This window comes from Streptomyces sp. NPDC021115 (genome assembly GCF_044333065.1).
Taxonomy (GTDB): domain Bacteria; phylum Actinomycetota; class Actinomycetes; order Streptomycetales; family Streptomycetaceae; genus Streptomyces.
The window spans coordinates 18,757-33,773 of sequence record NZ_JBIRQF010000011.1; the positions used below are offsets into that span (position 1 = coordinate 18,757).

The 15,017-nt window shown below is 73.8% G+C and carries 6 protein-coding genes; 4 read left to right on the forward strand and 2 right to left on the reverse strand.

Annotated features, from left to right (window positions below; all coding sequences use genetic code 11):
• Window positions 1–33: 33 nt before the first annotated feature.
• On the reverse strand, window positions 34–9,546 hold the full coding sequence (locus ACH4TL_RS28805) for an SDR family NAD(P)-dependent oxidoreductase (RefSeq protein WP_398321393.1): 9,513 nt from the start codon (window positions 9,544–9,546) through the stop codon (window positions 34–36).
• Between the two features lie 237 nt (window positions 9,547–9,783).
• Between ACH4TL_RS28805 and ACH4TL_RS28810 the strand changes: the two genes are divergently transcribed.
• On the forward strand, window positions 9,784–10,821 hold the full coding sequence (locus ACH4TL_RS28810; protein WP_398321396.1) for a 3-dehydroquinate synthase family protein: 1,038 nt from the start codon (window positions 9,784–9,786) through the stop codon (window positions 10,819–10,821).
• 41 nt (window positions 10,822–10,862) lie between these two features.
• On the opposite strand, the gene ACH4TL_RS28815 is transcribed toward ACH4TL_RS28810, so the two are convergent.
• Complete coding sequence (locus tag ACH4TL_RS28815) at window positions 10,863–11,795, reverse strand: ROK family protein (RefSeq protein WP_398322133.1); 933 nt, start codon at window positions 11,793–11,795, stop codon at window positions 10,863–10,865.
• Window positions 11,796–12,013: 218 nt separating this feature from the next.
• On the opposite strand from ACH4TL_RS28815, the gene ACH4TL_RS28820 reads away from it, so the two are divergent.
• The 3 genes from ACH4TL_RS28820 to ACH4TL_RS28830 are packed head-to-tail and all read left to right on the forward strand — an operon-like array spanning window position 12,014 to window position 14,987.
• Window positions 12,014–13,180, forward strand: coding sequence for a DegT/DnrJ/EryC1/StrS family aminotransferase (locus tag ACH4TL_RS28820; RefSeq protein ID WP_398321399.1), 1,167 nt, complete (start codon window positions 12,014–12,016; stop codon window positions 13,178–13,180).
• Window positions 13,177–14,295, forward strand: a complete 1,119-nt coding sequence (locus ACH4TL_RS28825; RefSeq protein ID WP_398321402.1) for a Gfo/Idh/MocA family protein — start codon at window positions 13,177–13,179, stop codon at window positions 14,293–14,295. Before ACH4TL_RS28820 ends, ACH4TL_RS28825 begins: the two co-directional genes overlap by 4 nt.
• On the forward strand, window positions 14,292–14,987 hold the full coding sequence (locus ACH4TL_RS28830) for an HAD-IA family hydrolase (RefSeq protein WP_398321405.1): 696 nt from the start codon (window positions 14,292–14,294) through the stop codon (window positions 14,985–14,987). Before ACH4TL_RS28825 ends, ACH4TL_RS28830 begins: the two co-directional genes overlap by 4 nt.
• The last annotated feature ends 30 nt before the right edge of the window (window positions 14,988–15,017 follow it).

The following is a 15,017-nucleotide window of genomic DNA, read 5'->3' on the forward strand; positions in this document are numbered from 1 at the left end:
GTTCCTCGTCTCGTATGTCCGGAGGGCGGCGGGTCAGGCGAGCCCGAGTTCGTTGTCGATGAAGGCGTAGACGTCGTCCGCCGTGGCCGAGGCGAGCTGGTCCGCGTCGGTGCCGTTCGTCTCGCCCGTGGCCTCGTCGAGCCGCGCGCCCAGGACGCGCAGACGGGTGCTGATCCGCGCGTCGGTGAGGTCCCGGGTGAGGAGCGCCGCCACCGCGGCCTCCAGCGAGTCGAGCGTGTCCAGGGTGGCCGCGACCGGGTCGGTGTCCTGGGACAGCTCCTGGTGCAGGTATCCGGCGAGCAGGGTGGGGGCCGGGTAGTCGAAGACCGCGGTCGCGGGCAGGCGCAGACCGGAGGCCCGGCCGAGGCGGTTGCGCAGTTCCACCGCGGTCAGCGAGTCGAATCCGGCGTCCTTGAACGCGCGGTCGGGCACGATCAGCTCGGGGTCCCGGTGCCCGAGTACGGTGGCGGCCTCCTTCCGCACCACCTCCAGCACCTGGTCCGCCCACTCCTCGGCGGGGAGGGTGGCCAGCCGCTCGGCGAGGGTCCGGCCGGTGGGCGCGCCCGCGCGCGCCGCGCGCCGCGGGGGGCGTACGAGGCCGCGCAGCAGCGGATGCAGTTCGCCGTGCTCGGCCAGGCCGCGGAGCGCCGTCGGATCGAGCCGGGTGGGCACCACTGCCGCGTCGTCACCGAGGAGCGCCGCGTCGAACAGGGCCGTTCCCTCGTCAGCGGTCAGGCCCACCATGCCGTCGCGCCGGGTGCGCTGGAGGTCGGCCTCGGTCAGCCCGCTGGTCATCTCGCTGGCCAGCGACCAGAAGCCCCAGGCGAGGGAGACGGCGGGCAGGCCCTGGGTGCGGCGCTGCCGGGCAAGGGCGTCGAGAAGGGCGTTCGCGGCGGCGTAGTTGGCCTGGCCGGGGTTGCCGAGGACGCCCGCGGCCGAGGAGAAGAGCACGAAGGCGGCGAGGTCCAGATCGCGGGTCAGCTCGTGCAGGTGGAGCGCGGCGTCGGCCTTCGGCCGGAACACTCCGGCGACACGCTCGGGGGTGAGCGCGGGCACCACTCCGTCGTCGACGACGCCCGCGGTGTGCACCACGCAGGTCAGCGGGGCGTCGGCGGGGACGGACGCCAGCAGGCGGGCCAGCGCGTCGCGGTCGGCGGCGTCGCACGCCTCGATGCGGACGGTGGCGCCGAGGCGGGTCAGTTCGTCGCTGAGGTCCGCGGCGCCGGGTGCGTCGGGGCCGCGCCTGCTGGTGAGCAGCAGGTTTCGGACGCCGTACGAAGTGACCAGGTGGCGGGCGAGCAGGGCGCCCAGGGTGCCGGTGCCGCCGGTGATGAGCGCGGTGCCGTCGGGGTCCGGGCGGCGGGGCACGGTGAGGACCGCCTTGCCGGTGTGGCGCGCCTGGCTGAGGTGGCGGAAGGCTTCGGGGGCGTGGGTCACGTCCCACGCGGTCACGGGGAGCGGGGTCAGGGTGCCGTTCTCGAAGAGTTCCAGCAGCTCGGCGAGCATCTGCCGGGTGCGCTCGGGTCCGGCTTCGGCGAGGTCGAAGGCGCGGTAGGCGACATCGGGGTGGTGTGCGGCGACCTCGTCGGCGTCGCGGATGTCGGTCTTGCCCATTTCCAGGAACCGGCCGCCGCGGGGCAGCAGGCGCAGCGACGCGTCGACGAATTCCCCGGCCAGGGCGTCGAGTACGACGTCCATCCCACGGCCCTGGGTGGCGGTGAGGAATTCCCGCTCGAAGGTGAGGGTGCGGGAGTTGGCGATGTGGCGGTCGTCCAGTCCGGTGGCCCGGAGCGTCCGCCACTTGCCGGGGCTCGCCGTGCCGTACACCTCGGCGCCGAGGTGGCGGGCCACCTGGACGGCCGCCATGCCGACACCGCCGGTGGCGGCGTGGATGAGCACCGCTTCGCCGGGCTGGATGGCGGCGAGGTCGTGGAGTCCGTAGTAGGCGGTGAGGAAGGCGATGGGGGTGGCGGCGGCCTGCGGGAAGGTCCAGCCCTCGGGGATGCGGACGAGGGTGCGGTGGTCGGCGACCGCCTCGGGGCCGAAGGCCCGGCCGGGGAAGAGGCCCATCACGCGGTCGCCTGGGGCCAGTCCGGTCACCCCGGGGCCGGTCTCCAGGACGACTCCGGCGCCCTCGCCGCCGATGGCGGCGCTGCCGGGGTACATGCCGAGCGCGATGAGGACGTCGCGGAAGTTCATGCCCGCGGCGCGGATGCCCACGCGGACGTGGCCTTCGGGGAGGGTTTCCACCGGGTCGGCGGGCACCAGGGCGAGATGGTCGAGCGTGCCGGGTCCGGTGGTGTCCAGGTGCCAGGCGCGGGCGCCGGTGGGGACGGTGAGTCCCTCGGCGGTGGCCCTGACCAGCCTGGGTGTGACGGCAGCGCCCTCGCGGACGGCGAGTTGCGGTTCCGCGGTGGCGAGCGCGCCGGAGAGCGCGCTGTGCGAGGCGGGGTCCTCGTCGAGGTCGGCCAGGACGATCCGGCCCGGGTGCTCGGACTGCGCGGAGCGCACCAGACCCCACACGGCCGCCCCGGCCGGGTCCGCGCTCTCGCCGTCGCGTACGGCGACCGCGCCGCGGGTGAGCACGACCAGTTGGGCCGTGTCGTCGTCCGGCTTGGCGAGGAACGCCTGGAGTTCGGCGAGCACGCGGGAGGTCAGCGCGTGGGCCTGGGCGGCGCCCGGGCCCTCGGCGACGGCTTCGACGACCTGGGCCGCCTCAAGACCGCCGGGCCGCGCTCCGGTGGACCCCACTTCGAGGGCGCCCGCTTCGGTGGACAGGGGGGTCCACGCGGTGCGGAACAGCGCGTCGTGGAGGTGTTCGGCCGCCGGGCGCAGCCGTTCGGCCGCCACGGGGCGCAGCACGAGCGAGTCGACGGTGGCGACCGGGGCGCCGGTACGGTCGGCGATGCGCAGCGACACCGCGTCGCCGCCCACGGGTTCCAGGTGGACGCGGAGGGCGGAGGCGCCGGAGGCGTGCAGCCTCACCCCCGTCCAGGCGAAGGGCAGCAGGCGCTCCCCGCCATCGGGTTCGGCGACGGCGCCGAAGGCGCTGAGGTGCAGCGCGGCGTCGAAGAGGGCGGGGTGGAGGCCGAACAGCCGGGCGTCGTCGTGGTGTTCCTCGTCGAGGGTGACCTCGGCGAACACCTCCTTGCCGCGGGTCCAGACCGCTCGTACGCCCTGGAACACCGGGCCGTACTCGTACCCGGCGGCGAACCGTTCGGAGTAGAAGTCGGTCACCGGGCGGGGCTCGGCGTCCGCCGGTGGCCATGAGGTGAGGCCGGGCCCGGGGTCCGGTGCGGCCGCCATCAGGGTGCCGGTGGCGTGCCGGGTCCACACGGTGTCCGCGGGGTCCGCGTCGGCGGGGCGGGAGTACACGCCCACCGGGCGGTCGCCGGTGTCGTCCGGGCCGCCGACGCAGACGCGCACGTCCACGGCGCCGGTGTCGGGCAGCGGCAGGGGCGCTTCCATGACCAGTTCGCGCAGGCAGTCCGCGCCGACCTCGTCGCCCGCGCGTACGGCGAGTTCGACGAGCCCGGTGCCGGGCAGCAGGACGGTTCCGGAGACGGCGTGGTCGGCGAGCCAGGGGTGGGTGGCCAGGGACAGCCGCCCGGTGCACACCACACCGCCGGAGTCGGGGAGCTGGACGGTGGCGGTGAGCAGCGGGTGCTCGGCGGGGCTGATGCCCGCCGCGCTCATGTCGCCCGCGAAGCCGCCGGTGTCCAGCCAGTAGCGCTGGTGCCGGAAGGCGTAGGTGGGCAGGTCGACGCGGTGTGCGCCGGTGTCCGCGAACATCGCCCGCCAGTCCACGTGGGCGCCGCGTTCGTACGCCCGGGCGACGGCCGTGAGCAGGGCGTGGGGCTCGGTCCTGTCGTCGCGCAGGCTCGCCACGCACTCCGTCCCGGCGGGCAGGTACTCCTGCGCCATGGCGGTCAGCGCCGCGCCGGGGCCGAGTTCCAGGACGGTGGTCACGCCCTGCTCGCCCAGGGCGGCCATTCCGGCGGCGAAGCGCACGGTGGCGCGTACGTGGTCCACCCAGTACGCGGCGGTGCACAGCCGCTCGGGCTCGACGACCGTGCCGGTCAGGTTGGACACGACGGGGAGGGCGGGCGCGGTGTAGCGCAGGCCCCGGGCCACGTCGGCGAACGCGTCCAGCATGGGGTCCATCAGCGGTGAGTGGAACGCGTGGGACACCCGGAGCCGCTTGGTCCTGCGGCCGCGGGCCGCGAACCCGGTCGCGAGGTCGGTCACCGCCCGCTCGTCGCCGGAGATCACCACGGAGTCGGGCCCGTTGACCGCCGCGACGGCCACCAGGTCGGACAGCTCCGGTGTGATCTCCTCCTCGGTGGCCTGGACGGCCACCATGGCCCCACCCGGGGGCAGTTCCTGCATCAGCGTGCCACGGGCCGCCACGAGCGTCGCGGCGTCCTCCAGCGACCACAGGCCCGCCACATGGGCGGCGGCCAGCTCGCCGATGGAGTGTCCGGCGACGAAGTCCGGTCGTACGCCCCAGGATTCGACCAGCCGGTAGAGCGCCACTTCGACGGCGAACAGGGCCGCCTGGGTGAAGCGCGTCTGGTCCAGCAGCGCGGCTTCGGGGGTGTCCGGCCCGGCGAACACCACCTCGCGCAGGGAGTGTCCGAGCCGGGCGTCCAGGGCGGCGCACACCTGGTCGAAGGCGTCGGCGAAGACGGGGTACGCGGCGTGGAGCCGCCGTCCCATGCCCACGCGCTGGGAGCCCTGGCCGGGGAAGACGACGGCGAGCCGCCCGTCGCCGGGGGTGGCGTCGGAGCGCTCCTCTCGGAGCGCGGCGAGCGCGGTCAGCGCCTCGGCCCGGGACGCGGCCACCGCCACACCGCGGTGGCCGAAGCGCGGCCGTGCGGCCAACGAGGCGCCGACGTCGGCGAGTTCGGCGGCCGGGTGGTCGGTCAGGAAGGACGCGAGGCGTTCGGCCTGGGCGGTCAGCGCCTCCGGCGACTTCGCGGACAGCACCAGCGGCACCACACCGTCCGGCGCCGGAGCCCGCTCGGCGACCTCGCCCTCGCTCTCGACCGCTTCGAGGATCACATGGGCGTTGGTGCCGCTGATGCCGAACGAGGACACCCCCGCCCGGCGCGGACGGTCCGTCTCCGGCCACGCACGCGCCTCCGTCAGCAGCTCCACCGCGCCCGCCGACCAGTCCACGGCCGACGTCGGCGCGTCCACGTGCAGCGTCTTCGGCAGCACACCGTGCCGCATGGCCTCGACCATCTTGATGACCCCGGCGACACCCGCAGCCGCCTGCGCGTGGCCGATGTTCGACTTCAGCGAGCCCAGCCACAGGGGGCGGTCCTCGGCGCGCTCCTGGCCGTACGTCGCCAGCAGCGCCTGCGCCTCGATCGGATCACCCAGCGACGTACCCGTACCGTGCGCCTCCACGGCGTCGACGTCGGCGGGGTCCAGCCCGGCGTTGGCGAGGGCCTGCCGGATGACCCGCTGCTGCGAGGGGCCGTTCGGCGCCGTCAGTCCGTTGGAGGCGCCGTCCTGGTTCAGCGCGGACCCCCGTACGACGGCCAGCACCTGGTGGCCGTGGCGCCGGGCGTCCGACAGCCGCTCCAGCAGCAGCAGGCCGACGCCCTCGGACCACCCCGTGCCGTCGGCGGCCTCGGCGAACGCCTTGCACCGGCCGTCCACCGCGAGGCCGCGCTGCCGCGAGAACTCGACGAAGCTCCCCGGTGTGGCCATCACCGCGACGCCACCGGCCAGGGCGAGCGTGCACTCGCCCGAGCGCAGGGACTGCGCCGCCAGGTGGATCGCCACCAGCGAGGACGAACACGCGGTGTCCACCGTCACCGCCGGGCCCTCGAAACCGAAGGTGTACGACACCCGGCCGGACACCACACTGCCCGCGCCGCCGACACCGAGGTAGCCCTCGATCTCCTTGGACGGCCGACGCACACCCGACGTGTAGTCGTGGTACATCACCCCGGCGAACACCCCGGTGTGGCTGCCGCGCAGCGTCCCGGGGTCGATTCCCGCGCGTTCGAAGACCTCCCAGGAGGTCTCCAGCAGCAGCCGCTGCTGCGGGTCCATCGCCACGGCCTCGCGCGGGCTGATCCCGAAGAACTCCGCGTCGAAGCCCGCCGCGTCGTCGAGGAAGCCGCCCTCGCGCACGTACGACGTCCCCGCCGCGTCCGGATCCGGGTCGTACAGCCCCGCCAGATCCCAGCCACGGTCCGCCGGAAACTCCGAGATCCCGTCCGCGCCCTCGGACACCAGCCGCCACAGGTCCTCGGGAGAGCCCACCCCGCCCGGCAGACGGCACCCCATGCCCACGATCGCGATCGGCTCTTCGGCGAGCGGCGTGGCGGCCCGGGTGGCGGCACTCGGCGCGGTGTGTTCGCCGAGCAGCTCCGCGCGCAGGCGGCGGGCCAGGGCGAGGGGGGTGGGGTGGTCGAAGGCGAGGGTGGCGGGCAGGCCGAGTCCGGTGGCCGTCTGGAGCCGGTCGCGCAGCCGGACGGCCGAGGCCGAGGTGAACCCCAGGTCGCTGAAGGCCCGTTCGTCCTCGATCCGGTCCGCCGCCGGGAGTTCGAGCACCACGGCGGCTTCCGCGCGCACCATCGTGAGCAGCGCGGCAGTCCGTTCGGCCTCGGGGAGCGCGGCGATCCGCGCGCGCAGGCCGGACCCGTCGGTGTCGCCGGACGCGCCGGACCGGGCGGGGGTGTCGATCAGGCCGCGCAGGACGGCGGGGACCGGTCCTTCGCGCAGCGCCGCGTGGTCGAGCCGCAGGGCGACGAACGCCGCTTCGTCCCTCGCGCAGGCGGCGTCGAATGCGACGAGCGCCTGCGCTTGCGCGAGCGCGCCCGCGCCGGGCGGTACGGCGCCGCCGGTCGGCCCGCCCTGCCACGGTCCCCAGCCCAGGGACAGCGCGGGCAGGCCGTGGGCGCGGCGGTGGTGTGCCAGGGCGTCGAGCGTGGCGCTCGTGGCGGCGTCCCGGTGGTTTCCGGTGGCGCCGAGGGTGCCGGTGGCGGAGGAGAGCGTCACGAACAGGGACAGGTCGCGGTCGCGGGTCAGCTCGTGCAGGGCGAACGCACCGGCCACGGCGGCCTCGGGCCCGGTGTCCCCGGCGGTGTGCACCACCGCGGCCAGGGGTGGCCGCGCGGCGTCCAGGACGGCGCGCAGGGCGGTGTGGTCCGTCGCGTCGCAGACGGCGACGGCCACGTCGGTGTCGTGGCCGGTCAGCTCGGCACGGAGGGCTTCGGCCACCTCGACCCCGGGTCCGGGGGCGGTGAGGAGCAGCAGGTGGCGTACTCCGTGCGCGGCCACCAGATGGCGCGCGACGGCCGCGCCCGGCGCGGTGTCCGGTCCGCTGACGACCACGGTGCCCTCGGGGTCGAGGGGCGGCGCGGACACCTCGTCGGGGTCCACGGACACCCGGGCGAGCCGGGGCAGCAGCACGACACCGGAGCGCACCGCGAGCTGCGGTTCGTCACAGGCCACGGCAACCGCCAGCGATGCCGCGCCCGTCGGTCCTTCCGCGTCGAGGTCGACCAGTGCGATGCGGCCGGGGTGCCGGGTCTGGAGCGAGCGGACCAGTCCCCACAGGGGCGCGGCCGTGAGGTCGGTGACGTCCTCGTGTCCACCGGTGGCCACCGCGTGGCGGGTGACGACGACCAGCCGCACGGGGTCGAGCCGGTCATCGGCGAGCAACGACTCCAGGTCGGCGGCGGTTTCGGCGGCGCGCCGCATGGCCGGGTGGGGGTGGGCGGGGCTGCCGGTCAGGTCCAGCAGCAGCACCTCGGGCAGCGTGCCGTCCGCGGCCCGCGCCAGCTCGGTGCGCGCGGCCGCGAGATGGGGGTGGACGTCGTACGCCACGCCCTCGGCGTCCAGATGCGCGGCCAGGCCGGCCGGTCCGCCGACCAGGGCCCAGCGGTGGGGCGGTTCCGCCGTGGGCGACAGCGGGGTGCGCGGAATCCAGTCCAGGCGGAACAGGTTGTCGTGGTGGCCGCTGCTGGACGCGCGCAGCCGGGCACGTACCTCCAGCAGCTTATGGCGGGTGATCTTGCCCGACGCGGTCCGCGGGATCGCGTCGATCTCGTACAGCTCCTCGGGCACCTTGAAGTACGACAGCCGGTCGCGCCACGCGGTGAACAGCCGCTGGGTGTCGATCCCCTCGGGCCCGGGCACCACGAACGCCACCGGGACCTCGCCGAGCAGATCGTGCGGCTTCCCGACCACCGCGATGTCGGCCACGCCCGGGATCGCGCGCACGGCCTCCTCCACCTCACCGGGGTGGATGTTCTCGCCCGCGCGGATGATGAGTTCCTTGATGCGGCCGGTGATGGTGAAGTACCCGGCCGCGTCGCGGCGGGCCAGGTCGCCGGTGTGGTACCAGCCGTCCTTCAGGGCGGCGGCGGTGGCCTCGGGCTGGTTGTGGTAGCCCGCCATGACGCTCGGGCCGCGCACCCACACCTCGCCCTCCGCGCCGTCGGCGACGTCCACGCCACGCTCGGGGTCGACGAGCCGTACGCCGAGGCCGGGCACCGGAAGCCCGCACGAGCCCTCCACCCGGGCGCCGACGGGCCAGTTGACGGTGATCGAGCCGCAGGTCTCGGTGGATCCGTAGGCGTCGATCAGCGGAACCCCGAAGACCTCCTCGAACGAGCGGCGGAGCGCGGCGGTGGTCACGGCGCCGCCGACGAGGGCCACCCGCAGGTCGGGCGCGGTGAAGCCGTGGTCGCGGGCGGCGTCGAGCAGATAGTGCAGCAGGGTGGGCACCCCGGCGAGGAGGGTGGCCCGCTCCTCGTTCAGGGCGCGCAGGACGTCCTCGGCGGAGAGCCCGTCGACGATGCGGGCGGTGGCGCCGACGGAGGCCACCGAGAGCACACAGGCGATGTGGGACAGGCTGTGGAACAGGGGCAGCGGCCACACCACGCGGTCCTCGGGGCCGAGCCCCGGCACGGGCACGTAGCAGGCGGCGACCGACCACAGGCAGTTGCGCTGGGTGGACAGCACGCCCTTGGGCTTGCCGGTGGTCCCGGAGGTGTAGAGCATCCACGCCAGGTCGTCCAGGCCGAGGTCGTCCCGGGCGGGGGTGGCGGGGTCGGTGGCCACGAGGGTGCCGTAGGGCACGAAGCCGGACGGGGTGGCGGTCGCGGTCTCGTCGTGGACCATCACCACCGTCAGATGCGGCCGCCGGGGCAGCAGTCGGCCGAGTTGCCCGGCGTGGGCGTGATCGGTGATGACCACGCGGGCGCCGCTGTCGTCGAGCAGATGGGCCAGCTCGGCGTCGGTGCTGCGGGGGTTGATGGGTACGCCGACCGCACCGGCCCTGGCGATGGCGTAGTAGCTCTCCACCGTCTCGACGCGGTTGCCGAGGCAGATCGCGGCCCGGTCGCCGGGCTGGAGGCGCAGTTCGGCGAGGTGTCCGGCCAGGCGGCGGGTGCGCAGCTCCAATTCCCGGTAGCTCACGGTGCTTCGGGAATCGCGGTAGGCGGGTTTGTCGCCGAAGCGCCGGGCCTGCGTAACGAGCAGCTCGTGCAGCGGGCGGATCAGCTCCGTGCGCAACATGTCGTTATCCCTCCGGACGGATAAGAGACGGGCATGCCGCGGTGGCAGAAGGGCGCCTCACCCGTCCCAGTCTCACCACGGCAGGCCCCGAATTACCCCCTGAACACCCCCCTATGTCATCCCTAACTTGATGAGTGGTGCAGGTAATGTCCGGGGTTCTTGGATGGCCCCGGTACACCGGCACTAGATTCGGCCGCGGGGAATTCCCGGCCATCCTCATGGAGGGACTGAGAGCGCATGACGACGCCCGCTCATCCGCATACCCGCGTCACGGTGGAACTCGGTGACCGTTCCTATCCCGTCGAAATCGGGCCGGGTGTCCGGAGTTCGCTGTCCGAAGTGATCGCGGGACTCGGCGCACAGCGCGTGGCAATGGTCTCCGCGCGGCCGCAGGAGTGGCTTCCCGACCCCGGGGTGCCCTCGGTGGTGCTGCCCGCCCGCGACGGCGAAGCGGACAAGACGCTGTCAACGGTGGAAGAACTGTGCCGCGAATTCGTCCGTTTCGGCCTGACCCGGTCGGACGCGGTTGTCTCGTGCGGTGGCGGGACCACGACCGATGTCGTCGGACTGGCCGCGTCCCTGTATCACCGGGGCGTCCCGGTGGTGCATCTGCCGACGTCGCTGCTGGCCCAGGTCGACGCCAGCGTCGGCGGGAAGACGGCGGTGAACCTCCCCGAGGGGAAGAACCTGGTGGGCGCCTACTGGCAGCCCGCCGCCGTGCTGTGCGACACCGACTACCTGCGGACGCTGCCTGCGGCCGAAATGCTCAACGGTTACGGGGAGATCGCCCGCTGCCACTTCATCGGCGCCGGTGACCTGCGCGGACTCACGCTGCCTGAGCAGATAGCGGCGAGCGTGGCGCTCAAGGCGTCGGTGGTTTCCGCTGACGAGCGGGACTCCGGGCTGCGCCATGTGCTCAATTACGGCCACACCCTGGGCCATGCCCTGGAAATCGTCACGGATTTCAGGCTGCGGCACGGTGAGGGGGTGGCGATCGGCACCGTTTTCGCGGGCCGTCTCGCCCTGGCCCTGGGCCGCATCGACGAGGCGCGGGCGGCGGAGCACCTGGAGGTCGTACGGGGGTACGGACTGCCGTACGCGCTGCCCGCCGACATCGATCCGGGGCGGCTGATCGACGTGATGCGGCTGGACAAGAAGGCGACGGACGGGCTCACCTTCGTCCTCGACGGGCCCGGCGGTCCGGAGCTGGTCTCCGGACTCGCCGAGGAGACGGTCACCGCCGCGCTCGCCGCCATGGACCGGGACACCGCGTGAGGCGACACCGTAGAGCGGGACACCGCGTGAGGCGGCGGGCGTCAGCCCGGTAGTCCCCTGGCCAGCAGGACGGCGCCGTGCAGCGAGGACAGCCCGCCGAGCCGCGCCGGGCGGACCGGTGGCAGCGGATGCCCGGGGCGCTGGAGCGCCGTCGTCCGCTCGGCCACCATCGTCACCAGCTCCGGCATCGCCGCCGCGAAGCCCCCGCCGATCAACACCAGCGACGGGTGCAGCAGTTCGGATACGCCGGTCACGGCCGCCGCCAGGGCCGCGCCGCTCTCCCCCAGCGTCGTCACGGCCCACCGCTCCCCTCGCTCCACGGCGCCGCGCAGCCCGGTGAACGTCACCTCGCCGCCCCGCCGCCGGGCCGCCCGGCGCAGGGTGGCCGGGCCCGAGGCCACGGCCTGGAGGCAGCCGCGACGGCCGCAGTCGCACGGCGGCCCGTCGCGGTCCACCACCATGTGGCCGACCTCGCAGGAGCCACGCCCCACCCCGGGGAGGGGCGCGCCGTTCAGCACGATGCCCCCGCCGACGCCGGTGCCGACCCCGAGGTAGAGCAGGTCGGGGCAGCCCGCTTCGTGCGCTTCGGCGAGCGCGGCCAGATCGCCGTCGTCGGCGCAGCCCACCTCGACGCCGTCGCCGAACAGCGCGGACAGCGCGCCGCGCAGGTCCACCCCGGTCCATGCGGGGCGGCCGGGCCAGGCGAGGACCGTGCCGGTGGCGTCGAGGGTGGCGGGCATGGCGACCCCGACGCCGGTGAGCCGCCCGGGGTCGCCGCCGGACATCTCCTTGACGTGGTGCGCCAGCAGATCCAGGTCATGACCGGCGTCGCCGTCGGACCAGCGGAAGCCGGACTCGGCGATGCTCAGGTCTTCGCGTTCGAGGCGCAGCGCCACCTTGGTGCCGCCGACGTCGATTCCCAGGTAACTGATGGTTTCCTCCCGGACGCAGCGCCGGATTGATATCCGGTCAATTCATCGACGGGTGCGGTTGGCCGAATTGCGGCGGCTGAACATGGCCGTGCCATTTGTAGCACGGCGGCCGCGGAGACGACGTCAAAAACCAGCCGAGCAGGATTGTAAGGGGGGATATAGGGGGGTCCTCAGGGGAATGACGATTCCCCTTCGGCCGGTTAGCGTGCTATGGCAACCACCGGGGGCGTCTCCATAACGCAAAAAGGAGCAGGGAAATCATGGGTAATGGTGTGCGACTGGGATCAGAGCTCCCGGCGTGGCCGCAGTTCGGCGACGAAGAGCGCGACGGTCTGATCCGGGCCCTGGACCAGGGGCAGTGGTGGCGCATCGGGGGCGGTGAGGTGGACGCCTTCGAGGCCGAGTTCGCCGAGGCCCACGGCGGCGGGCACGCGCTCGCGGTCACCAACGGAACGCATGCGCTGGAGCTCGCCCTTGAGGTGCTGGGGGTCGGCGCCGACACCGAGGTCATCGTGCCCGCGTTCACCTTCATCTCGTCCTCGCAGGCCGCGCAGCGCCTCGGCGCCGTGGCCGTCCCCGTGGACGTCGACCCGGACACGTACTGCATCGACCCCGCGGCTGTCGAGGCGGCCATCGGGCCGAAGACCCGCGCCATCATGCCGGTGCACATGGCCGGTCAGATGTGCGACATGGACGCGCTGGACAAGCTGTCCGCCGACGCGGGCGTGCCGCTGGTCCAGGACGCGGCCCACGCACACGGCGCCCAGTGGCGCGGCAAGAAGGTCGGTGAGCTGGGCTCGGTCGCGGCGTTCAGTTTCCAGAACGGGAAACTGATGACCGCCGGTGAGGGCGGCGCCGTGCTGTTCCCCACCACCGACCTGTACGAGAAGGGCTTCGTACGGCACAGCTGCGGGCGTCCGCGCACGGACCGCGGCTACTTCCACCGCACCTCGGGCTCCAACTTCCGGATGAACGAGTTCTCCGCGTCGGTGCTGCGCGCCCAACTGGCCCGCCTGGAGGACCAGATCACCACGCGCGAGCAGCGCTGGCCGGTGCTGAGCCGACTGCTCGCCGAGATCCCCGGTGTGGTGCCGCAGGGGCGCGACGACCGTGGCGACCGCAATCCGCACTACATGGCCATGTTCCGGATCCCGGGCATCACCGAGGAGCGGCGCGCCAAGGTGGTGGACACGCTCATCGAGCGCGGGCTGCCCGCGTTCGTCGCCTTCCGCGCCGTCTACCGCACGGACGCCTTCTGGGAGGTCGCGGCCCCTGACCTGTCGGTGGAGGAACTCGCCCGCCGCTGCCCGCACTCCGAGGAGCTGACCCGCGACTGCGTGTGGCTGCACCACCGGGTGCTGCTGGGCAGCGAGGAGCAGATGCACGAAGTGGCCGCAGTCGTCGCCGACGTCGTCGCGAGCGCATGAGCGTCCCTTCTCATCGCGAGCGGCCGATCCGGACCGCGGTGGTCGGGCTGGGCTGGGCGGCCGCGTCGATCTGGCTGCCCCGGCTCACCCGCCACCCCGCGTTCACGGTGACCGCCGCGGTGGATCCCGACGAACGCAGCCGGGCGGCCATCGCCGCGACGGCGGCCGGAGCCGAGGTGCCGCTGCTGGCCGCGGTCCACGACATCGACCCCGCCACGGTGGACCTGGCCGTGGTGGCGGTGCCCAACCATCTGCACTGCACGGTGGCCGCCGAACTGCTGGCCAAGGGCATCCCGGTGTTCCTGGAGAAGCCGGTGTGCCTGACGTCGGATGAGGCCGAGCGGCTGGCCGACGCGGAGCGCTCCGGTGGCGCGGTACTGCTGGCGGGCAGCGCGGCCCGCTACCGCGCCGATGTGCGCGCGCTGTACCAGATCGGCGCCCGGCTGGGCCACATCCGCCACATCGAGCTGGCCTGGGTGCGCTCGCGCGGCGTACCCGACCGGGGCGGCTGGTTCACCCAGCGGGCGCTCGCGGGCGGTGGGGCGCTGGTCGACCTGGGCTGGCACCTGTTCGACATCGCGGTTCCGCTGCTCGGCTCGGCCACGTTCCGGCACGCCGTCGGCACCGTGTCCTCCGACTTCATCACCCAGAACACCTCGGGGGCCGCGTGGCGCGGCGACGACGGCGGTGCACCCCGCTCGGGCGACACCGACGTCGAGGACACCGCGCGCGGATTCCTCATCACCGAGGACGGCCGCTCGGTCGTCCTGCACGCGAGCTGGGCGTCGCACGAGGCGCTCGACACCACCCGCATCACGATCGACGGCAGCGGGGGCAGCGCGACGCTGCACTGCACCTTCGGGTTCAGCCCGAACCGTCTGGAGCGGTCCACCCTGACCCGCACCGTCGACGGCAAGACCCGTCCGGTGGCCGTGCACACCGAGCCGATCGGCGCGGAGTACGACCGGCAGCTCGACGCCCTTCCCGCGCTGCTGGCCGATCCGGCCGAGCGGGGCCGGGCGATCGAGGAGGTCCGGCGGACCATCGGCGCCATCGAGCGGGTCTACACCTCGGCCCGGGTCGCCCGGGAGCCCCGGCAGCGGGAGTACACATGAGCAGCCAACCGACCAGCCACGGCCGTCCACCCTCCGACGTGGCCGCCACCCCGGTCACCTCGGTGGTCTTCGACCTCGACGGAGTGCTCGTCAACAGCTTCGCTGTGATGCGCGAGGCGTTCACCCTCGCCTACGCCGAGGTCGTCGGCGAGGGCGAGCCGCCCTTCGAGGAGTACAACCGGCATCTGGGGCGCTACTTCCCCGACATCATGCGGATCATGGACCTGCCGCTGGAGATGGAGGCCCCGTTCGTCCGCGAGAGCTACCGGCTCGCCCACCGCGTGGAGATGTTCGACGGTGTGCCCGAGCTGCTGTCGGAGCTGCGCGAACGCGGGCTCGGGCTCGCCGTGGCGACGGGCAAGAGCGGGCCCCGGGCGCGTTCGCTGCTCGAACAGCTCGGCATCCTCCCGCTGTTCGACATCGTCCTCGGCTCGGACGAGGTGGCCCACCCCAAACCCGCGCCGGACATCGTGCTGAAGGCGATGGCGGCGATGGGCGCACAGCCCGAACGGACCGTGATGGTCGGCGACGCGGTCACCGACCTGGCCAGCGCGCGCGGCGCCGGGGTCACCGCCGTGGCAGCCCTGTGGGGTGAGACGGAGGAGGAGACCCTGCTCGCGGCGGAGCCCGATGTGGTGCTGCGGAAACCGGCCGAACTGCTGGAGCTGTGCCCGGCGGTGGCGGTGCGTTAAGGCCCGGACTCCCCGTGCCGGGGCGGTGTG

Coding starts and splice junctions, on each gene's coding strand:
- ACH4TL_RS28805 (WP_398321393.1), bottom strand. CDS start 9,546: ATGTTGCGCACGGAGCTGATCCGCCCGCTGCACGAGCTGCTCGTTACG.
- ACH4TL_RS28810 (WP_398321396.1), top strand. CDS start 9,784: ATGACGACGCCCGCTCATCCGCATACCCGCGTCACGGTGGAACTCGGT.
- ACH4TL_RS28820 (WP_398321399.1), top strand. CDS start 12,014: ATGGGTAATGGTGTGCGACTGGGATCAGAGCTCCCGGCGTGGCCGCAG.
- ACH4TL_RS28825 (WP_398321402.1), top strand. CDS start 13,177: ATGAGCGTCCCTTCTCATCGCGAGCGGCCGATCCGGACCGCGGTGGTC.
- ACH4TL_RS28830 (WP_398321405.1), top strand. CDS start 14,292: ATGAGCAGCCAACCGACCAGCCACGGCCGTCCACCCTCCGACGTGGCC.